Origin of the sequence: Bacillus sp. BS3(2021) (assembly GCF_021043345.1) — a bacterium.
GTDB lineage: Bacteria > Bacillota > Bacilli > Bacillales > Bacillaceae > Bacillus > Bacillus paralicheniformis.
Map to the genome: position 1 here is coordinate 272,600 of NZ_JAJNDM010000004.1, position 22,242 is coordinate 294,841.

Consider the following 22,242-nt stretch of genomic DNA (forward strand, 5'->3'; position numbering starts at 1 on the left):
CTTTTATCACCTTTTTTTTCACCAGATCAACACTTACATATTTTGTTTGATATATAAGGAGGAAATCAAAAATGGCAATTACTGCACAAATGGTAAAAGAGCTTCGTGAAAAAACTGGCGCAGGCATGATGGACTGCAAGAAAGCGTTAACTGAAACTGACGGCAACATGGATAAAGCGATCGATCTTCTAAGAGAAAAAGGAATCGCAAAGGCTGCCAAAAAAGCTGACCGCATCGCGGCTGAAGGTTTGACTTTGATCAAAACCGACGGCAACACAGGCGTTATTCTTGAAGTGAACTCCGAAACGGACTTCGTTGCGAAAAACGAAGGCTTCAAAGAGCTTTTGAACGACCTTGCTGACCACATTCTTGCTGAAAAGCCTGAAAGCGTTGAAGCTGCTATGGCTCAAAAAATGGCTAACGGTTCAACTGTAGAAGAATACATCACAAGCGCGGTTGCTAAAATCGGAGAAAAAATCACGCTTCGCCGCTTCACTGTCCTGACAAAAGGCGATGACGCTGCATTCGGCGCATACCTGCACATGGGCGGAAAAATCGGCGTATTGACTGTCCTTAACGGCACAACTGACGAAGAAACAGCAAGAGACATCGCGATGCACGTTGCAGCTGTAAACCCTCGCTTCATTTCCCGTGACCAAGTGTCAGAAGAAGAAGCGAACCGCGAGCGCGAAATCTTGACTCAGCAGGCGCTTCAAGAAGGAAAGCCTGAAAACATCGTCGCAAAAATGGTTGAAGGCCGCCTGAACAAATACTTCGAAGAAATCTGCCTGCTTGATCAAGCATTCGTTAAAAACCCGGATGAAAAAGTGAAACAGGTCGTTGCTGCGAAAAATGCAACAGTTGAAACATTCGTCCGCTACGAAGTTGGAGAAGGTATCGAAAAACGCCAAGAAAACTTTGCTGAAGAAGTTATGAACCAAGTGAAAAAATAAGATTGAAAAGCCGCTTGCCTTAAAACACACGGCAGGATCTTTTCAAAGAAAATAGGGGACACAATTTGTGTCCCTATTTTTAAAACAGTTTACAAACCTTTTTTTCTCTTGCATAATAAATAACGGCAAGCATGCACTTGGAGGTTATTATGGAAAAACCAAAGTATAATCGTATCGTATTAAAGCTTAGCGGAGAAGCCCTTGCGGGTGAACAGGGAAACGGCATCAACCCGACCGTGATCCAGTCTATCGCCAAACAGGTGAAAGAAATCGCCGAGCTTGATGTTGAAGTGGCGGTCGTCGTCGGCGGCGGCAACCTGTGGCGCGGAAAAACGGGCAGCGATCTCGGAATGGACCGCGCAACAGCGGACTACATGGGAATGCTTGCAACGGTCATGAATTCCCTTGCGCTGCAAGACAGCCTTGAAACGCTCGGCATTCAATCAAGAGTTCAAACATCCATCGAAATGCGGCAGGTCGCTGAGCCATACATAAGAAGAAAAGCGATTCGCCATCTTGAAAAGAAGCGCGTCGTCATCTTCGCTGCCGGTACAGGCAATCCATACTTCTCAACGGATACGACAGCAGCGCTCAGAGCGGCTGAAATCGAAGCCGACGTCATCTTAATGGCTAAAAATAATGTCGACGGTGTATACAATGCCGATCCTCGAACTGACGAAACAGCCGTAAAATATGAAAAATTGTCTTATCTCGATGTGTTAAAAGACGGTTTGGCCGTCATGGATTCAACCGCCTCTTCACTTTGCATGGATAACGACATCCCGCTGATCGTCTTTTCTATTATGGAAGAAGGAAATATTAAAAAAGCCGTTTTAGGCGAACAAATCGGTACAATCGTAAGGGGGAAATAACGTGTCAACTCAAGTGATGAATGAAACAAAAGAACGGATGGAAAAAGCGATAGGCGCTTATCAGCGCGAATTGGCGACTGTACGTGCAGGACGTGCAAATCCGTCTTTGCTGGACAAAGTGACAGTTGAATACTACGGAGCGCAGACGCCTTTAAACCAGATCGCGTCCATTACGGTTCCGGAAGCGCGCATGCTTCTCATCACACCATATGACAAAACAGCGCTCGGCGATATTGAAAAAGCGATTCAAAAAGCCGACCTCGGCATAACTCCGTCAAACGACGGCAACATCATCCGGATCACGATCCCTCCTCTAACTGAGGAGCGCAGAAAAGAGCTTGCCAAGCTCGTGAAAAAATATTCGGAAGATGCTAAAGTCGCGGTCCGCAACATCCGCCGCGATGCCAATGACGATCTGAAAAAACTAGAGAAAAATGGTGAAATGACTGAGGATGAATTGCGCTCTTCAACGGAAGACGTACAAAAGCTGACAGATGAATATGTGTCAAAAATTGATGAGATCACAAAAGATAAAGAGAAAGAAATCATGGAAGTTTAATGAAAAACTCTGTACAATAGATAATAGTGAAAAGACCCTCTCATGTTTACAGGGGGTTTTTTTGTTAATACTGTTGTTATCAAGAACGATATAACAGGAAAGCAACCTTTTGGGTGATGGAGGACTCTCATGCTCAATATACTCAAAAATTGGAAGAATCAGCATTCAGCTGCTTCCAACATGGAATGTTACACAAAAGAAAATATTTTAAAAGGAGAAATTCCTGAACATATCGCCATTATTATGGACGGAAACGGCCGTTGGGCAAAGAAACGGGCGATGCCCCGCATCGCGGGTCATCACGAAGGCATGAAGGTAGTCAGACAGACGACAAAGCTTGCCAATGAGCTCGGTGTCAAAGCGTTGACGCTGTATGCCTTTTCGACGGAAAATTGGAAGCGTCCTAAGTTTGAGGTTGACTTTCTGATGAAGCTGCCTGAAGAGTTCCTGGGAACGTATCTCCCGGAGCTGGTCGAAGAAAATGTCCGGGTCCGCTTGACAGGCGATAGGGAAGGACTGCCGCCCCACACGATCCGCGCGGTTGAAAAAGCAATCCGTGATACGGAGAACAATGACGGACTTATTCTTAATTTTGCATTGAATTACGGGGGACGTGCAGAAATCGTCAGAGCCGCAAAGAGAATTGCCGAAGAAGCGAAAAAAGGCACATTGAATACCGAGGAAATCGACGAAAAGCTATTTTCCGATTATTTAATGACAGAAGCTTTGCAGGACCCTGATTTGCTGATTCGCACAAGCGGCGAGATCAGGCTGAGCAACTTCATGCTTTGGCAGCTTGCCTACAGCGAATTTTTATTTACCGATGTATTGTGGCCTGATTTTAAAGACGTTCACTTGCTTCAGGCTATCGGAGAATATCAGCGTCGCGGGAGAAGGTTTGGCGGAATTTAGAGGATGGTGCAGATGAAACAGAGAATATTGACGGGTGTGATCGCGGCAGCGGTTTTTCTGCCGCTCGTGATTTTCGGCAAGCTGCCGTTCACCCTGCTAGTTTATGCAATAGGTATACTCGCTCTATTTGAACTTTTAAGAATGAAAGGCCTGAAGCTTATCAGCGCTCCGGGTATCATCAGCCTGCTGCTTTTGGCGGTTTTGCTGTATCCAAGCCAATATGCGGAAGACGCGGGGCTGGGCATAACCAAAGGGGAGGTCGTCTTTTTGGCCGTCCTTTTGCTTTTGGCATACACGGTGCTCAGCAAAAACTCGTTTACTTTTGACGAAGCGGCATTCGTGGCGCTGGCAGCAGTTTATATCGGATTCGGGTTTTATTACTTTATTGAAATCAGAAACATCGGACTCAGCTATGTCTTTTTTGCAATCGGCGTCGTCTGGTCAACGGATTCCGGCGCTTATTTTATCGGAAAGGCGTTTGGAAAGCGGAAGCTCTGGCCTGAAATCAGCCCTAACAAAACGGTTGAAGGCTTTTGGGGCGGGATTTTGACAGCGGTCGTTTTTTCCGCGATTTATCAGGCTGCCACAGGTTTTCCGCACGCTTATCTGTTTGTGCTGATCATTACCGTGCTTTTATCAATCGTCGGTCAGATCGGCGATTTGGCCGAGTCTGCGTTCAAAAGGCACTACAAAGTGAAAGACTCGGGCCGGATCCTTCCGGGACACGGCGGAATGCTGGACCGCTTTGACAGCTTTTTATTTGTCATGCCGGTTCTATACTTCCTGCTTGTTCTTTTTCAGCCGTTCGGGCTATGATAGAAAAGGGTACTGATAGCTAGAAAGAAACAGAGGTGCGGCAATTTTGAAGAACATATGTCTATTGGGGGCGACAGGCTCCATAGGAGAACAGACGCTTGATGTGATCAAAGCGCATGACGATAAGTTTCAGCTGACCGCCATGTCTTTCGGAAAAAACGCCGAAAAAGCGGCAGAAATCATTGAAACATTTAAACCGAAGTATGTATCTGTAGGGGATGAGCATACATATGAAGCATTAAAACAGCATTCTTTTTCTTACACCTTTAAAACAGGGATCGGGGAGGAATCTTTAATCGAAGCGGCCGTTAGTCCGGAAGCGGATGTCGTCGTCAATGCTCTCGTCGGCAGCGTCGGTCTTCTGCCGACTTTAAAGGCGATGGAGCATAAAAAAACAGTCGCGCTTGCAAATAAGGAAACTCTCGTGACAGCCGGTCATATAGTGAAAGAACACGCCCAAACATACGATGTCCCGCTCTTGCCAGTCGACAGCGAGCATTCTGCGATTTTCCAGGCGCTCCAGGGGGAAAATCCGAAGCATATTAAACGGCTGATCGTCACGGCTTCAGGCGGCAGCTTCAGGGACAGAACAAGGCAGGAACTTGAAGGGGTCACAGTGGAAGAAGCCCTCAATCATCCAAATTGGTCGATGGGTGCAAAAATCACGATCGATTCGGCTACAATGATGAATAAAGGGCTCGAGGTCATTGAAGCGCACTGGCTGTTTGATCTGCCTTATGACCGGATCGATGTCCTCCTTCACAAAGAAAGCATCATTCATTCAATGGTGGAATTCCACGACCGAAGCGTCATCGCCCAGCTTGGCACACCTGATATGAGAGTGCCGATTCAATACGCGCTCAGCTATCCGGAACGCCTGCCGTTTGATGAAGCCAAATCACTCGAACTCTGGGAAGTCGGACAGCTGAATTTTGCCCAAGCTGATTTTGAAAGGTTCCGTTGCTTACAATTCGCTTATGAATCAGGTAAAATAGGCGGTACAATGCCGACTGTTTTAAACGCGGCCAACGAGGAAGCCGTTGCGGCATTTCTTTCAGGCAGGATTTCCTTTCTCGGGATTGAAGACATCATTGAAAAAGCTTTGGAACGCCATCAGGTGATCGCAAAGCCGAGCCTTCAAGAGATCCGTGAAGTGGACAAAGACGCCAGAAAGTTTGTCCAAACATTACTCACATAAGGTGGTATGTTCGTGAATACTGTGATCGCGTTTATTCTTATTTTTGGAACGCTCGTATTTTTCCATGAGCTTGGTCATCTCATCCTTGCTCAAAGAGCCGGAATACTGTGCCGGGAGTTTGCTATCGGCTTCGGTCCGAAAATCTTTTCTTTTAAGAAAAATGAGACCGTTTATACGATCAGGCTTCTTCCGATCGGCGGCTTTGTCAGAATGGCCGGTGAAGATCCTGAGATGATTGAAGTGAAGCCCGGTTATACGGTCGGGCTGTTGTTCGACAGCGAAAACAAAGTCGAAAAGATCATTATCAACCAAAAAGAAAAGTATCCTGACGCATTGGTCATCGAAGTGGAGCAGGCTGACCTGGAGCATCAGATGAGGATTACGGGCTATGAGCACGGCAATGAAGATCATCTCTCATCCTTTTCTGTCAGTGAAACGTCCTTTTTCATCGTAGACGGGGAAGAAGTCCAGATCGCTCCTTACAATCGCCAATTCCATTCAAAAACGGTTTGGCAGCGTATAAAGGCGATTGCGGCCGGCCCGATCATGAACTTTATTTTGGCTTATGTCATTCTCGTAATGCTCGGCCTGATGCAGGGAGTGCCGTCTGACGAGCCGGTGCTCGGCAAGTTGATAGACAACGGACGGGCGGCGGAAGCGGGACTCCAGGAAGGAGACCGCATTCAAACGATCAACGGGGAGAACATGAGATCGTGGACGGATATTGTCAACACGGTCAGGGAACACCCTGAAAAAGAACTGAAAATCGTTGTGATGCGCGACAACGTCAAGGTGACGAAATACGTAACACCTGAAGCAGTCAAGGCAGGGGACGAAACCGTCGGCAGATTCGGCGCTTACAACCCGGTGAAAACAGGAATTCTGACATCAATTTCCTACGGTGCGACCGAAACGGCGACAGTAGCGCAGAGCATCGTGACCAATCTCGGAAAGCTCGTCACGGGACAATTCTCAATCGACATGCTGGCCGGTCCTGTCGGCATTTATGACATGACAGACCAAGTGGCCAAGACAGGCGTTATCAATCTGCTGAAGCTGGCCGCATTTTTAAGCATTAACCTCGGGATCGTCAACCTTCTGCCAATCCCTGCGCTGGACGGCGGCAGACTGTTGTTCCTGTTTATTGAAGCGATCCGCGGAAAGCCGATCAACCGAGAAAAAGAAGCGTTTGTCGTCTTTGTCGGCGTCGCATTTTTGATGCTCTTAATGCTTGTCGTCACATGGAACGATATCCAGCGCTTATTTCTGTAAAACCAATTGCCTTTTTTAAGTGCAGCCAAGCCTTTTAAAAGGCTCTTTTTTAGGGACGCCGTTCCCGACTCAAAAAGTAACCAACTGAAACAAATGAGGTGCGAACGAATGAGACAGAGCAGGACTTTAATTCCTACGCTCCGCGAAGTGCCGGCTGATGCTGAAGCAAAAAGCCATCAGCTTCTTCTCAGAGCGGGGTTTATCAGACAAAACACAAGCGGTGTATACAGCTATATGCCTCTTGCCAATAAAGTCATTCATAAAATCCAGAGCATTGTCCGCCAAGAAATGGAGAAAATCAATGCCGTCGAAATGCTGATGCCTGCTCTCCAGCAGGCGGAAACTTGGCAGGAATCGGGAAGATGGTACACGTACGGTCCTGAGCTCATGAGGCTGAAAGACCGCCACGGCCGCGAATTTGCCCTTGGCGCGACACACGAAGAGGTCATCACAAGCATCGTCAGAGATGAAGTGAAATCGTACAAGCGCCTTCCGCTGACCCTTTACCAGATCCAATCGAAATTCCGCGATGAAAAGCGCCCGCGCTTCGGTCTGTTGAGAGGCCGGGAATTCATCATGAAGGATGCGTATTCCTTCCATTCTTCCGCCGAAAGCCTTGATGAAACGTACAATGATATGTACCAGGCGTATACGAATGTGTTTACGCGCTGCGGCTTGAATTTCAGACCGGTCATTGCAGATTCAGGCGCGATGGGCGGAAAGGATACCCATGAATTTATGGCATTGTCCGATGTCGGTGAAGATACAATTGCGTATTCTGATCAGTCTTCATACGCTGCCAACATCGAAATGGCTGAAGTGAAGGAAGCCGGTGCTGGCGAGCAGGCTGAAATGAAAGAGCTCCAGGAAGTCCACACACCTTCGGTCAAAACGATCGAAGAAGTTGCCGCATTTCTTGGCATATCCCCGTCAGACTGCGTGAAATCAATGCTCATGAAAGCAGACGGACGTTTTGTCCTCGTGTTGACGAGAGGGGATCATGAAGTCAACGATATTAAGGTGAAGAATCTGCTCCAAGCAGAAACGATCGAATTCGCGAGCGCCGAAGAGGTTGCTGAGATAACAGGTACTGAGCCTGGCTTTGTCGGACCGGTGGGGCTCGACCGTGAAATCGAAATCTTTGCAGACTTTGCTGTGAAGGCGATGGCAAACGCAGCAGCAGGAGCGAATAAAACAGATTACCATTATCAAAACGTGAATATCAGCAGGGATGTGCACAATGTGACATTCACCGATCTCCGCTTTATCCAGGAAGGAGACCCTTCACCGGATGGAAACGGAACGATCCGTTTTGCAAAAGGAATCGAAGTCGGACAAGTTTTTAAACTCGGCACCCGCTATTCTGAAGCGATGGACGCAACATACCTTGACGAAAACGGACGCGCTCAGCCGATGCTGATGGGCTGCTATGGAATCGGGATTTCCCGGACACTTTCGGCCATCGTTGAGCAGCATCATGACGATAAAGGCTTGATCTGGCCGCTGGAAGTGACGCCGTATGACCTGCACATCCTCGCGCTTAACATGAAAAATGACGCGCAGGTTCAGCTTGCCGAAAAGCTGTATGAAGATTTTAAAGCGAACGGCTATGACGTATTGTTTGATGACCGTGCTGAACGGGCCGGCGTTAAATTTGCAGATTCCGATTTGATCGGTCTGCCGATCCGCATCACGGTCGGAAAAAGAGCTGATGAAGGCGTTGTCGAAGTGAAGATCCGCAAAACCGGAGAATCATTTGAAGTCGCCGCTGAAGAGCTTTTGGACTTTATCGAAAAACAAGTCAAGAGCTTATCTTCTCACTCTTAAAGATGTTAAACTAGAGTAAAGGAAGGTACCTCGGGAATCGTCCCAAGGTACCTTCAATTATGATTTTCTTTTAGGGAGGAATCTGTCTTGGAAGACCAGCTTTCTGTCAACAGAAGACAGTTTCAAATTCTTCTGCAGCAGCTGAATGTAACGGAAGATACGATGATCCGTCACCTTGAAGGCGGACAAATCATAAAGCTGACCGTTCATAAAAACAAGAAGACATGGCACTTTCACTTTAAATTGAAAAATGTCCTGCCTTATCAAATCTTCGAACGGTTTCACACCCAGCTGACCCGCACCTTTTCCCATATCGCTCAGGTCACCTGTTCCATCGAGGCGGAAAACCTTTCGATTGACGAGCAGCTTGTTCAGGATTACTGGACGCGCTGCATCCAGGAACTCGATGGTATTTCCCCGCCGATTTTGACGCTTTTGAACGACCAAAAGCCCAAGCTTACGGGGAACAAAATCCTGCTTAAAACGAAAACAGATACAGAAGCATCCGCTTTAAAAAAGAAATACAGCTCGCTCATCCAGTCAAGCTACTGCACATTCGGTTTTCCTGAGCTCCAGCTCGACACAGAAATCTTTGTGTCAGATCAAGAGATTCAGAAATTCAGAGAGCAAAAAATGGCCGAAGATCAAGAGAGAGCCCTTCAGGCTTTAATCGAAATGGAAAAGCAGGATAAGGAAGCCCAAGACGATGAAGCGCCGTCAGGCCCTCTTCAGATCGGCTACCAGATTAAAGACTCTGAAGAGATCAGAACGCTTGACAGCATCATGGATGAAGAGCGGAGAATTACGGTGCAAGGCTATGTATTCGACGCTGAAACAAGAGAGCTGAAAAGCGGCAGAACGCTTTGTATCTTTAAGATAACCGACTATACAAACAGCATTCTCGTCAAAATGTTCGCACGTGAAAAAGAGGACGCTGTTTTGATGAAGTCCCTGAAAAAAGGGATGTGGGTAAAGGCGAGAGGAAGCATACAAAACGATACATTCGTCCGCGATTTGGTGATGATCGCCAACGATGTCAATGAAATCAAAGGGAAAACCCGTGAGGATACAGCACCGGAGGACGAAAAACGTGTCGAGCTCCACCTCCATTCACCGATGAGCCAGATGGATGCCGTATCAAGTATCGGCAAGCTTGTCGAACAGGCGAAAAAATGGGGGCATCCGGCTATCGCGCTCACTGATCACGCTGTTGTCCAATCGTTTCCTGATGCATTCGCGGCGAGCAAAAAGCATGGCGTGAAAATGATCTACGGACTTGAAGCCAACCTCGTCGACGACGGCGTGCCGATTGCCTACAATCCGGTGCACCGTCTGCTTGAAGAGGAGACATATGTCGTGTTCGACGTCGAGACGACGGGGCTGTCGGCCGTCTATGATACGATCATCGAGCTGGCCGCCGTAAAAGTAAAAGGCGGGGAGATCATCGAACGCTTTGAAAGGTTTGCAAACCCGCATCGCCCTTTATCGGCTACGATCATCGAGCTGACTGGGATTACCGATGATATGCTGAAAGATGCGCCTGAAGCCGAAGAGGTCATCCGAGATTTTAAAGAATGGGTCGGAGATCACACGCTTGTCGCTCACAATGCAAGCTTTGACATCGGCTTCATCAATGTCGCCTACAAGCGTCTGCTGAATTCGGAGAAAGTGCAGAACCCGGTCATTGACACACTTGAGCTGGGCCGTTTTCTTTATCCGGAATTCAAAAACCACAGGCTGAATACGCTTTGTAAAAAGTTTGACATCGAGCTCACCCAGCACCACAGGGCGATTTATGATACCGAAGCGACGGGCTATCTCCTTGTGAAAATGCTGAAAGACGCGGCCGAAAAAAATATCATGTACCACGATCAGCTGAATGAAAATATGGGGCAGTCCAATGCCTATCAGCGTTCAAGGCCATATCACGCGACCCTTTTGGCAGTCAATGAGACAGGTTTGAAAAACCTTTTCAAACTCGTGTCGCTTTCACATATCCATTATTTTTACAGGGTGCCGAGGATCCCGAGGTCACAGCTTGAAAAGTACAGAGAAGGCCTTTTAATCGGTTCGGCATGCGACAAAGGCGAAGTATTCGAAGGCATGATGCAGAAATCGCCGGAAGAGGTCGAAGACATCGCTTCATTTTATGACTATCTTGAAGTCATGCCGCCTGAAGTCTACCGGCACCTGCTCCAGCTTGAACTCGTCAGGGATGAAAAAGCGTTAAAAGAAATCATCGCCAACATCACAAAGCTCGGCGAGAAACTGAATATTCCAGTAGTAGCAACAGGGAATGTTCATTACCTGAACCCTGAGGATAAAATTTACCGCAAGATTCTGGTTTCCTCACAAGGCGGCGCAAATCCGCTCAACAGGCACGAACTGCCGAACGTTCATTTCCGTTCGACGGATGAAATGCTTGAGGCCTTTTCATTTTTGGGTGAGGAAAAAGCGAAAGAAATCGTCGTCAAGAACACCCGTTTGATCAGCGAGCGAATCGAAGAAATCAAGCCGATCAAAGACGATCTTTACACACCGAAGATCGAAGGCGCAGATGACGAAATCCGCCGCATGAGCTATGAGAAAGCAAAAAGCATTTACGGCGACGACCTTCCGGAAATCGTCGAAAAGCGGATCGAAAAAGAGCTGAAAAGCATTATCGGCCATGGATTCGCCGTCATCTATCTGATCTCTCATAAGCTTGTAAAACGCTCCCTTGATGACGGCTATCTTGTCGGTTCAAGGGGATCGGTCGGTTCTTCCCTTGTCGCAACATTGACGGAAATTACCGAGGTCAACCCGCTGCCGCCGCATTACGTCTGTCCGGATTGCCGCCATTCCGAGTTTTTCAACGATGGATCGGTCGGTTCGGGATTTGATTTGCCTGACAAAGACTGTCCGAAGTGTGGAGCGGCCTACAGAAAAGACGGCCACGACATACCGTTCGAGACGTTTCTGGGGTTTAAAGGGGACAAGGTTCCTGATATCGACTTGAACTTCTCGGGCGAATATCAGCCGCACGCCCACAACTACACGAAAGTCCTGTTCGGAGAGGATAACGTCTACCGTGCGGGAACGATCGGCACAGTCGCCGAAAAAACGGCTTACGGGTATGTCAAAGGGTATGCTAACGACAACAATTTGCATATGCGCGGGGCGGAAATCGACCGCCTTGTCCAAGGCTGTACAGGCGTCAAGCGGACGACAGGGCAGCACCCGGGCGGAATCATCGTTGTGCCTGATTACATGGATATTTACGACTTTTCACCAATCCAGTTTCCGGCGGATGCCACCGATTCCGAATGGAAGACGACGCACTTTGACTTCCATTCCATCCATGACAACCTGCTGAAGCTGGATATTCTCGGACACGATGATCCGACGGTCATCCGTATGCTCCAGGATCTGAGCGGAATTGATCCGAAGACGATTCCGACCGATGATCCCGAAGTGATGAAAATTTTCCAAGGGACAGAATCTTTAGGGGTAACCGAAGAGCAGATCGGCTGTAAAACCGGAACGCTTGGCATCCCTGAATTCGGAACCCGCTTTGTCAGACAGATGCTCGAAGACACCAAGCCGACGACATTTTCCGAGCTCGTTCAGATTTCCGGCCTGTCACACGGTACGGACGTATGGCTCGGCAACGCGCAGGAGCTGATTCACAATAATATTTGTGAACTGAGCGAAGTGATCGGCTGTCGTGATGATATTATGGTGTACTTAATCTACCAGGGGCTTGAGCCATCCCTCGCCTTTAAGATTATGGAATTTGTCCGTAAAGGTAAGGGACTGACACCTGAGTGGGAAGAAGAAATGAAGAATAATAATGTTCCGGACTGGTATATCGACTCGTGTAAAAAAATCAAATACATGTTCCCGAAAGCCCACGCTGCGGCATATGTTTTGATGGCGGTCAGAATCGCTTATTTTAAAGTCCATCATCCGCTGCTCTACTACGCAGCATACTTTACGGTGCGGGCCGATGACTTTGATATCGAAACGATGATCAAAGGGTCGACAGCGATTAAAGCCGTCATGGATGACATCAACTCTAAAGGCCTTGACGCTTCTCCGAAAGAGAAAAGTTTGCTCACGGTGCTTGAGCTGGCGCTTGAAATGTGCGAAAGGGGCTTCTCTTTCCAAAAAGTCGACTTATACAGATCGAGCGCTTCCGAATTCATCATTGACGGAAACAGCTTGATTCCGCCGTTTAATTCAATACCGGGGCTTGGAACAAACGCCGCTTTGAATATTGTCAAAGCAAGGGAAGAAGGCGAATTTCTTTCCAAAGAAGATTTGCAAAAAAGAGGCAAGGTGTCAAAAACGATCATGGAATACTTGGAGCGCCACGGCTGTCTCGAGTCGCTCCCAGATCAGAACCAGCTGTCTTTATTTTAAAGGCTGCCGACTTATTCGGCAGTCTCTTTTTTGTTTTCTAACCCAGCGCGTGCTTCGAAGATTCAGAGACGCGAATAGTGCGGAAAGTTTGTTAGATTGATTGACAATAAAAATACATTAATGTTAATATTTTCAAAATGATATTATTCTATAAAGAAGTTCACTTTTTCAGTGAACAGAAGTTAGTTTCTTGATTAAACAAACAAAGTTCTTCGTTCCTCCGGCAAACATTGAACCTGCGTGAATCTGCAGCACATCTTCAAATTTCAAAAATTCAATCAGTCTCTTCTCCGCTTACCGAAAGACACCATTTGTCCGTCACTAAAGGAGGTGAGTGTCATGTAAACATCGGCTGTTTTGAAGGAAAACAAAATGAGGAGGAAGGAGTCCGTTGAAAGAGAAAGCTTTTTTGAAAATGAAAGCGTTTTTCTTTGTTTTACTGCTTACGTTTGCGATGTTGTTCATGCCGGCTTTCGGCAAGGCGGACATTGCATTTGCGAAAGAGAACCAAAATTATGCGGAGTTGCTGCAAAAATCAATTCTTTTCTATGAGGCGCAGCGCTCCGGAAAGCTTCCGGAAGGCAGCCGTCTGAATTGGAGAGGGGACTCTGCGCTTGAGGATGGAAAAGATGTCGGCCATGATTTGACAGGCGGATGGTATGATGCAGGAGATCACGTGAAGTTCGGCCTTCCAATGGCTTATTCTGCGGCCGTTCTGTCATGGTCCGTCTATGAGTACCGCGATGCCTATGAAGCGGCCGGACAGCTTGATGCGATATTAGACAATATCAGATGGGCGACAGACTATTTTATTAAAGCGCATACAGGCCCTTATGAGTTTTGGGGCCAAGTCGGCCATGGGGCCCAAGATCATGCCTGGTGGGGCCCGGCCGAAGTAATGCCTATGAAGCGGCCGGCTTATAAGATAGATGCAGCCTGTCCCGGTTCAGACCTTGCCGGAGGTACAGCAGCAGCCCTAGCATCTGCATCAATCATTTTCCAGCCGACAGACGCTTCTTATTCAAATAAACTATTGGCCCATGCCAAGGAATTGTACGATTTTGCCGACCGCTACCGCGGCAAATATTCAGACTGCATTACAGACGCGCAGCAATATTATAATTCGTGGAGCGGGTATAAAGATGAGCTGACTTGGGGAGCAGTCTGGCTCTACTTGGCAACCGGCGAACAAAACTATTTGGATAAAGCGCTTTCTTCGGTCTCAGATTGGGGCGATCCCGCAAACTGGCCTTATCGCTGGACGCTCTCTTGGGATGACGTCACTTACGGAGCACAGCTGCTGCTCGCTCGTCTGACGAACGAATCCCGATTCACCACATCTGTCGAACGCAATCTTGATTATTGGTCGACAGGCTACAATTATAATGGAAGCACAGAGCGTATCACTTATACACCAGGCGGGCTGGCATGGCTTGAGCAGTGGGGATCGCTGCGCTACGCTTCAAACGCCGCTTTTCTCGCTTTTGTTTATTCAGATTGGGTAAAAGATGCCGGCAAAGCAAAAAGGTATCGGGATTTTGCGGTTCAGCAAATGAACTATATGCTTGGGGATAATCCGCAACAGCGCAGCTTTATCGTCGGGTACGGAACAAATCCGCCGAAGCACCCGCATCACCGCACCGCACACGGTTCATGGGCCGATCATATGAATGTGCCTGAAAACCACCGCCATACCCTTTACGGCGCGTTAGTAGGCGGACCGGGAAAAGATGATTCGTACCGGGACGAAACAAATGATTATGTGTCAAACGAAGTTGCGATCGATTACAATGCGGCTTTCACGGGCAATGCAGCCAAAATGTTTCAACTGTATGGTGCCGGGCAATCACCGCTGCCTCATTTTCCCGAAAAGGAAACACCAGAAGATGAATTTTTTGCGGAGGCATCCATAAACAGCTCGGGAAACAACTACTCAGAAATCAGAGTGCAGCTTAATAACCGATCAGGATGGCCGGCAAAGAAAACCGATAAGCTGTCTTTCCGCTATTACGTGGACCTGACTGAAGCGGTGAATGCCGGATTTTCTTCGGAAGATATAAAGATCTCAACCGGATACAACGAAGGGGCGTCGGTGTCCCAGCTGAAGCCATATCACATCGGCGAACACATTTACTATACGGAAGTCAGCTTCAGCGGGGTTATGATATACCCCGGGGGTCAATCCGCCCATAAGAAAGAAGTTCAGTTCCGCCTAGCGGCTCCGGCGGGGACGTCTTTTTGGAATCCGAAAAATGACCACTCTTACCGGGGGCTGTCACACACGCTGGCAAAAACCCGGTATATACCAGTATATGATGAAGGCCGGCTTGTTTTTGGAAATGAGCCCGACTAAAAAACACCCGGATTCAATCCCCGGCAGTCCCATCATATGAAACGAAAGCTTGAAGCTTCAAAAGGAGGACGCATCATGGACAATAAAACACGCTTTATGCAATTGTATGAGCAAATTAAAAATCCGCAAAACGGCTATTTTTCGCCTGAAGGCATTCCTTATCATTCAGTTGAAACGCTCATATGCGAAGCGCCTGATTACGGCCATATGACAACATCTGAAGCATACAGTTATTGGCTGTGGCTTGAAGCGATGTACGGCCGATACACACAGGACTGGTCAAAGCTAGAAGCCGCCTGGGACAATATGGAGAAATATATCATCCCGGTCAATGAAGGCGATGGAAACGAAGAACAGCCGACGATGAACTATTATAACCCCTCAAGCCCTGCCACATATGCCGCCGAACACCGCTACCCAGATCTTTATCCTTCGGCTTTGACCGGACAATATCCGGCCGGAAACGATCCGCTTGACAGTGAGCTTAGATCCACATACGGAAGCAATGAAACGTATTTAATGCACTGGCTGCTTGATGTCGATAACTGGTATGGATTCGGGAACCTGTTGAACCCATCACACACCGCCGTTTATGTGAACACTTACCAGCGCGGTGAACAGGAGTCTGTTTGGGAAACGGTTCCGCACCCCTCTCAAGATAATCAGACGTTTGGAAAACCGAATGAAGGGTTTATGAGTCTGTTTACAAAAGAAAATCAGGCTCCTGCCCCGCAGTGGCGCTACACTAATGCGACCGACGCCGATGCGCGCGCTGTTCAGGCGATGTACTGGGCAAGGCAATGGGGCTACAGCAATACTAAGTATTTAGAAAAAGCTAAAAAAATGGGGGACTTTCTCCGTTACGGCATGTATGACAAATACTTTCAAGAGATTGGAAGCGCTGCTGACGGCTCGCCTTCCCGCGGAACTGGAAAAAATGCCTGTCATTATTTAATGGCATGGTACACTGCTTGGGGAGGCGGATTGGGACAGTATGCCAACTGGGCGTGGCGGATCGGTGCGAGTCATGTGCACCAAGGTTATCAAAACCCTGTCGCTTCTTATGCACTGTCAACAGCTGAAGGCGGATTGGTTCCAAATTCATCCACGGCGCGCAGCGATTGGGAACAGGCGCTGAAAAGGCAGCTTGAACTTTACACATGGCTGCTTTCTTCAGAAGGAGCTGTTGCAGGCGGCGCCACGAATAGCTGGAACGGCAGCTACAGCGCATATCCGCAGAATGTCAGCACATTTTACGGAATGGCATACACAGAAGCGCCTGTATATCACGATCCGCCTTCTAACAATTGGTTCGGGATGCAAGTCTGGCCGCTGGAAAGGGTGGCGGAACTGTATTACATTTTCGCAGAGAAAGGTGACAAATCGTCTGAAAACTTCCAAATGGCAAAGCATGTGATTGAAAAATGGATCGCGTATTCGCTTGATTATGTGTTTGTGGGCGAACGGCCTGTTACGGATGAAGAAGGCTATTATTTAAATGAAGCGGGAGAACGCGTCCTTGGCGGCCAAAACCCGCAGATCGCCGTACAATCCGATCCAGGCGAGTTTTGGATTCCGGCAAACCTTGAATGGAGCGGCCAGCCTGATCCGTGGAAGGGATTTGATTCATTTACCGGAAATCCGGGACTGCATGTCACGACGAAGAATCCTTCTCAAGATGTCGGTGTTCTCGGCAGCTATATTAAAACGCTTGTCTTCTTTGCAGCCGGAACAAAAGCCGAAACCGGCGGCTTTACCACTCTTGGAAACAAGGCCAAAAACGTGGCAAAAGAACTGCTTGATGCAGCATGGAATAAAAATGACGGAATCGGTATCGCAGCAGAGGAAGAACATGAAGATTATATCCGCTACTTTACGAAGGAAGTCTATTTTCCGAATGGCTGGAGCGGCAAAAACGGGCAGGGCAACACCATTCCTGGTTCCAACACTGTGCCGTCTGATCCGGCAAAGGGCGGTAACGGCGTCTATATCAGTCATGCCGACCTCCGTCCGAAAATTAAAAACGATCCGATGTGGCCTTATTTGGAAAATAAATATCAGACCTCGTGGAATCCGAATACAGGCAAATGGGAAAACGGTCTGCCGACTTTTGTGTATCACCGCTTCTGGTCTCAGGTCGATATGGCGACAGCTTACGCTGAGTATGACCGTTTAATCGGAAATGCATAACAATCTGTAAGAGAATGTCAGATTGATATGCGCTTGAACGTTTGGGAAAAGGCGGCGTTCAGCCGCCTTTTTTAAATTGAGGGATTTTAGCCAGTGTTTTGCACGATCATCTAATAAAAAAGGAGTTCAAAAGTTTGAGAGAAAAATGGTTAGCCTTGTGTTTAAAGTCGATCATTCTGTTCGTTTTGATCATGGGAACCGTTCTTTTATCCACAGTTCCGAAAGCTTCGGGAACAAGCGGGCCAGCAAAGCAAGAAAAGCAGAGCATCATCACCCCGGCAGACCTTTTGGAAAACATGAGTCCCGGATGGAACCTTGGCAACACGCTGGATGCTGTTCCGACAGAAGGCTCTTGGAACAATCCGCCGGTTCGCGAGCATACTTTTGATGATATTCGCGACGCGGGGTTTAAAAGCGTCCGGATTCCGGTGACATGGGACTCCCACATCGGCAGCGCTCCCGGGTATCTGATCGACACCGCTTGGATGAACCGGGTGGAAGAAGTGACGGATTGGGCGTTGGAAAGAGAATTTTATGTCGTGTTAAATATTCACCACGATTCTTGGCTATGGATCAGCCGCATGGGAAACAGCCAGCAGGAGACATTAGATAAGCTGGGGAAAGTCTGGAAGCAAATTGCCGAGCGTTTTAAAAACAAAAGTGAACGCCTCCTGTTTGAAATCGTCAATGAACCGACTGGAATGAACGCATATCAAATGAATCTGCTTAACCGCGAGATGCTGAACATCATCCGTTCGACCGGCGGAAACAACAGCCAGCGGCTCGTGATCGTCGGGGGGCTTGAAGATAACAAAGATGAATTGCTTCATTCATTTGAACCGCCTGATGATGACCGGATTGTCCTCACATATCACTACTATTCTCCGTGGGATTACGTATCAAACTGGTGGGGCCGGACGACTTGGGGATCGGCAGCCGAAATCTCCGAGATGGAGGAGGATATCAAACCGGTTTATGAAAAATTTGTAAGGGAAGGATACCCGGTTATCATCGGCGAATACGGTACCCTCGGCGCCAATGAAAATCATTCAAAGCGGCTCTATCATGATACGTTTGTCCGCCTTGCCCACAAATATCAAATGGTCCCGATGTGGTGGGACAACGGGAATGACCAGTTTGACCGGACTGAGAGACAGTGGCGCGATCCTGTTGTTAAAGAGATTGTCATTCAGGCGGGACGCGGCGTTCCCAATGCGATCATCAAACCGGCAGATCTTTTTATAAAAAAAGGTCAAAACCTCAGCGATCAGACGGTGGACATTCAGCTGACCGGCAATGTGCTGACCGGCATTTATCAGAAATCCGAACCATTAAAGGAAGGCAGTGATTATACAGTTGATAATGCCGGAAAAACGGTCTCTATTAAGGAATCCTGCTTGGCAAAGCTGCTGAACGGGTCCGGGCAGCCTGGGGTAAAAGCGCAGCTCACTTTTACGTTTCATAAAGGAGCCAGCCAGGTTATGGATATCATTCTTTATGATGACCCGAAGCTTGAAAAAAGCGAATTCACCGTCAGTCAATCGGCAATCAGCGGTGATCTCAAAATCCCGGCTTCACTGAACGGAACGAAGCTGGCTACGGTTAAAGGAGTCGTCGATTCTACAGGAAGGCCGGTTCTTGAAGAAGTATGGTCATGGACGCCCTACTTGAACTATGACGAGGATTTTTACGAAAAAGACGGGGATTTGTATTTGAGAGAGCGGGTTTTAAAGTATTTGAAAAGCGATTCCACCTTTACATTTGAACTGTGGCCGAAAGGCGTCGAGACGGTCGTGAAGATGAAAGTCACGCCTTGAACGGCCTGCTAATCTCTGAATGGTGCCGTCCATGGATCTTCTTTATGAAAGCAGGGAAAAATAATGATGACGAAAAAGTTTTTTTTGACACTGCTGATACCGTTTTTGCTTGCGCTTTCCGCCATTCAGTTTGGCAATCCCCGGCCGGCACTAGCTGCGTCTCCTTTTGTTGTGACATCCGGAACATCGTTCATTTTAAATGGAAAAGACTTTTATTTTGCCGGGACGAATAACTATTATTTCCATTATAAATCTAAAAAAATGGTCGACGATGTGTTCGAAGATATGAAAGCGATGAAATTGAAAGTGATCCGCATCTGGGGATTTCTTGACGGCCAGCCGCAGGAAAATACCGTCATGCAGCCAAGGCCGGGCATATATGATGAATCAGGCTTTTCAAAGCTTGACTATGCCATTTATAAAGCGGGACAGACAGGGATAAAACTAGTCATCCCTTTTGTGAACAACTGGGATGATTTCGGCGGAATGAATCAATATGTCAGGTGGTTTCAGGCGGATGGACATGACGCCTTTTATACTCATCCGGACATTAAAGAGGCGTATAAAAATTATGTATCCTATATGCTGAACCGAGTCAACACATATAGTGGCGTCAAATATAAAGATGATCCCGCGATTATGGCGTGGGAGCTTGCCAATGAACCAAGGGTCCAGTCTGACAGAACCGGAAATACACTTGTCGAATGGGCGGATGAGATGAGCGAATTTATTAAATCCATTGATCAGAACCATCTTGTAGCAGTTGGAGATGAAGGATTTTATCATATAGAAGGGCACCCTGATTGGCATTACAGCGGCGGAGAAGGTGTGGATTGGAAAAGGCTGACTGCTCTTAAGCATATTGATTACGGCACATATCACCTCTATCCGGATCATTGGGGCAAAACGGCCGAATGGGGAAATCAGTGGATCACAGACCATATTTGCGATGGAAAAGAAATCGGCAAGCCGGTCGTTTTAGAAGAGTACGGCTATCAGGATAAGTCCAGAAGGGACGACGTCTACAGAACATGGCTTGAACTCATAGAAAAGCAGGGCGGAGCGGGCAGCCAATTTTGGATTTTGACCGGTATTCAGGATGACGGGACCCTTTATCCGGATTATGACGGTTTTCGGATCGTTTATCCGAGCTCTGCCGCTTCTGTCATTTCAGAACATGCGAAGCGGATGAATGAGAAATCATCCGCTTCCGAAATGCGTCAGACTAAACGCTGTCATGATTTGCAATAAAAATATGGTTATGGTATAGTTTTATTGGAAATGCTAACGATAGCCGAGGCGAAGAGTGGGGAAACCCGCTCTTTTGTATTGAACAGGCAATTTTGTCTCGACATGTTCATCGTTTTTTCTAAATCCCCTGCTTTTGAAGCAGGGTTTTTACGAGGGAGCTGATGAATGGGAGCCTGCACAAGGAGGAAAAGTATGAGTAACAAAGTGATCGATACCGTCAGCGAAATGGTCCAGCCTATACTAGACAATCTTCAGCTTGAACTCGTTGACATCGAATTTGTCAAGGAAGGTCCGAGCTGGTTTCTTCGCGTGTTTATTGATTCAGATGACGGCGTGGACATCGAGGAATGTGCCAAGGTTAGCGAAGCTCTTAGTGAAAAGCTCGACGAGGCTGACCCGATCAAGCAAAACTATTTTCTTGAAGTATCGTCACCTGGAGCTGAGAGGCCTTTAAAGAAAGAAGCCGATTTCATGAAAGCGCTCGGAAAAAACGTATATATTAAAACGTACGAACCTATTGAAGGCAATAAAGAGTTTGAAGGCGAGCTTTCCGCATTTGACGGTGAAAACGTGGAAGTCGCGGTGATGATCAAAACGCGCCGGAAAACGATCAATATTCCATATGATAAAGTAGCCAAAGCAAGGCTGGCTGTTTCGTTCAATTAATTTTTGACTGTTTAAGGGGGAAACCATAAACATGAGTAGTGAGTTGTTAGATGCCCTGACTGTTCTTGAAAAAGAAAAGGGAATCAGTAAGGACATTATTATTGAAGCAATTGAAGCTGCGCTCATTTCCGCTTATAAGCGGAACTTCAACCAGGCGCAGAACGTCAGGGTAGATTTAAATCGCGACACCGGTTCAATCCGCGTTTTCGCCCGCAAAGATGTCGTGGATGAAGTGTATGATCCGCGCCTTGAAATCTCGATTGAAGATGCCGTAAACATCAATCCGAACTACATTGTCGGAGATGTCGTGGAAATCGAAGTGACGCCGAAGGATTTCGGCCGCATCGCTGCCCAGACGGCAAAGCAGGTCGTGACTCAGCGCGTCCGCGAAGCGGAGCGCGGCGTCATCTATTCTGAATTCATCGATCGCGAAGAAGATATCATGACAGGCATCGTTCAGCGGATCGACAATAAGTTCATCTATGTCTCTTTAGGAAAAATCGAGGCCCTTCTGCCGGTTTCAGAACAGATGCCGAATGAAGTCTACAAGCCCCATGACCGGATCAAAGTGTTCATTACAAAAGTCGAAAAAACGACGAAGGGTCCGCAGATTTACGTTTCAAGAACTCATCCAGGTTTATTAAAACGTCTCTTTGAAATCGAAGTCCCGGAAATTTACGATGGAACGGTCGAGCTCAAATCCGTGGCGAGAGAAGCGGGAGACCGCTCGAAGATTTCCGTGCGCACGGATAATCCCGACATCGATCCCGTCGGCGCCTGCGTCGGACCGAAGGGTCAGCGCGTTCAGGCGATCGTCAATGAATTGAAAGGCGAGAAAATTGATATTGTTCATTGGTCAAACGATCCGGTTGAATTCGTCGCCAATGCGCTGAGCCCTTCAAAAGTGCTCGACGTCATCGTCAATGAAGAGGATAAGGCGACAACGGTTGTCGTTCCTGACTACCAGCTGTCGCTCGCCATCGGAAAAAGAGGTCAAAACGCCCGCCTGGCAGCCAAGCTGACAAGCTGGAAGATCGATATTAAAAGCGAAACAGATGCAAGAGAGCTTGGAATTTATCCAAGGGAGCTTGAAGAAGAGGAGCCGGAAGAGCTTTTCTTTGAAAGCGAAACTCCAGAATCGGATGAATAAGA

Annotated in this window: 15 protein-coding genes; all 15 read left to right on the plus strand. The window is 47.6% G+C overall.

The genetic code is table 11. The features are described 5' to 3' along the window. Window positions 1–71 precede the first annotated feature (71 nt). The 15 genes from tsf (at window position 72) to nusA (ending at window position 22,240) form a co-directional block, all read left to right on the plus strand. On the plus strand, window positions 72–953 hold the full coding sequence (tsf, locus tag LQ247_RS11440) for a translation elongation factor Ts (protein ID WP_020451415.1): 882 nt from the start codon (window positions 72–74) through the stop codon (window positions 951–953). A gap of 149 nt (window positions 954–1,102) precedes the next feature. After that, on the plus strand, window positions 1,103–1,825 hold the full coding sequence (pyrH, locus tag LQ247_RS11445) for a UMP kinase (protein ID WP_020451416.1): 723 nt from the start codon (window positions 1,103–1,105) through the stop codon (window positions 1,823–1,825). Between the two features lie 16 nt (window positions 1,826–1,841). Next, window positions 1,842–2,384: a ribosome recycling factor gene (gene frr, locus LQ247_RS11450; protein WP_154495759.1), complete on the plus strand. Its 543-nt coding sequence runs from the start codon at window positions 1,842–1,844 to the stop codon at window positions 2,382–2,384. Between the two features lie 129 nt (window positions 2,385–2,513). After that, window positions 2,514–3,296 carry an isoprenyl transferase gene (locus tag LQ247_RS11455; protein WP_020451418.1) on the plus strand — a complete coding sequence of 261 codons (783 nt, stop codon included), beginning with the start codon at window positions 2,514–2,516 and terminating at the stop codon, window positions 3,294–3,296. A gap of 12 nt (window positions 3,297–3,308) precedes the next feature. Continuing rightward, the gene (locus tag LQ247_RS11460; RefSeq protein WP_020451419.1) at window positions 3,309–4,112 is read left to right on the plus strand and encodes a phosphatidate cytidylyltransferase; all 804 of its coding nucleotides are present in this window, start codon (window positions 3,309–3,311) and stop codon (window positions 4,110–4,112) included. Between the two features lie 46 nt (window positions 4,113–4,158). Continuing rightward, the gene (gene dxr / locus LQ247_RS11465) at window positions 4,159–5,310 is read left to right on the plus strand and encodes a 1-deoxy-D-xylulose-5-phosphate reductoisomerase (protein WP_026579731.1); all 1,152 of its coding nucleotides are present in this window, start codon (window positions 4,159–4,161) and stop codon (window positions 5,308–5,310) included. A 6-nt stretch (window positions 5,311–5,316) separates the two neighbouring features. Continuing rightward, window positions 5,317–6,582, plus strand: a complete 1,266-nt coding sequence (rseP, locus tag LQ247_RS11470; RefSeq protein WP_095323561.1) for an RIP metalloprotease RseP — start codon at window positions 5,317–5,319, stop codon at window positions 6,580–6,582. Between the two features lie 108 nt (window positions 6,583–6,690). Then, window positions 6,691–8,409, plus strand: a complete 1,719-nt coding sequence (locus tag LQ247_RS11475) for a proline--tRNA ligase (protein WP_231006066.1) — start codon at window positions 6,691–6,693, stop codon at window positions 8,407–8,409. Between the two features lie 87 nt (window positions 8,410–8,496). Next, entirely contained in the window at window positions 8,497–12,813 is a 4,317-nt protein-coding gene (locus LQ247_RS11480; protein ID WP_231006067.1) for a PolC-type DNA polymerase III, read from the plus strand. 391 nt (window positions 12,814–13,204) lie between these two features. Continuing rightward, window positions 13,205–15,166 (plus strand): glycoside hydrolase family 9 protein, encoded by a 1,962-nt coding sequence (locus tag LQ247_RS11485; protein WP_231006068.1) that lies wholly within the window; start codon window positions 13,205–13,207, stop codon window positions 15,164–15,166. 75 nt (window positions 15,167–15,241) lie between these two features. Then, the gene (locus LQ247_RS11490; protein ID WP_231006070.1) at window positions 15,242–17,356 is read left to right on the plus strand and encodes a glycoside hydrolase family 48 protein; all 2,115 of its coding nucleotides are present in this window, start codon (window positions 15,242–15,244) and stop codon (window positions 17,354–17,356) included. 134 nt (window positions 17,357–17,490) lie between these two features. Further along, complete coding sequence (locus LQ247_RS11495) at window positions 17,491–19,173, plus strand: cellulase family glycosylhydrolase (RefSeq protein ID WP_231006071.1); 1,683 nt, start codon at window positions 17,491–17,493, stop codon at window positions 19,171–19,173. A gap of 63 nt (window positions 19,174–19,236) precedes the next feature. Further along, window positions 19,237–20,424 (plus strand): glycoside hydrolase 5 family protein, encoded by a 1,188-nt coding sequence (locus tag LQ247_RS11500; protein WP_231006072.1) that lies wholly within the window; start codon window positions 19,237–19,239, stop codon window positions 20,422–20,424. A 192-nt stretch (window positions 20,425–20,616) separates the two neighbouring features. Beyond that, window positions 20,617–21,090, plus strand: coding sequence for a ribosome maturation factor RimP (rimP, locus tag LQ247_RS11505; RefSeq protein WP_023857195.1), 474 nt, complete (start codon window positions 20,617–20,619; stop codon window positions 21,088–21,090). 31 nt (window positions 21,091–21,121) lie between these two features. Next, window positions 21,122–22,240, plus strand: a complete 1,119-nt coding sequence (gene nusA, locus LQ247_RS11510; RefSeq protein WP_020451429.1) for a transcription termination factor NusA — start codon at window positions 21,122–21,124, stop codon at window positions 22,238–22,240. The last annotated feature ends 2 nt before the right edge of the window (window positions 22,241–22,242 follow it).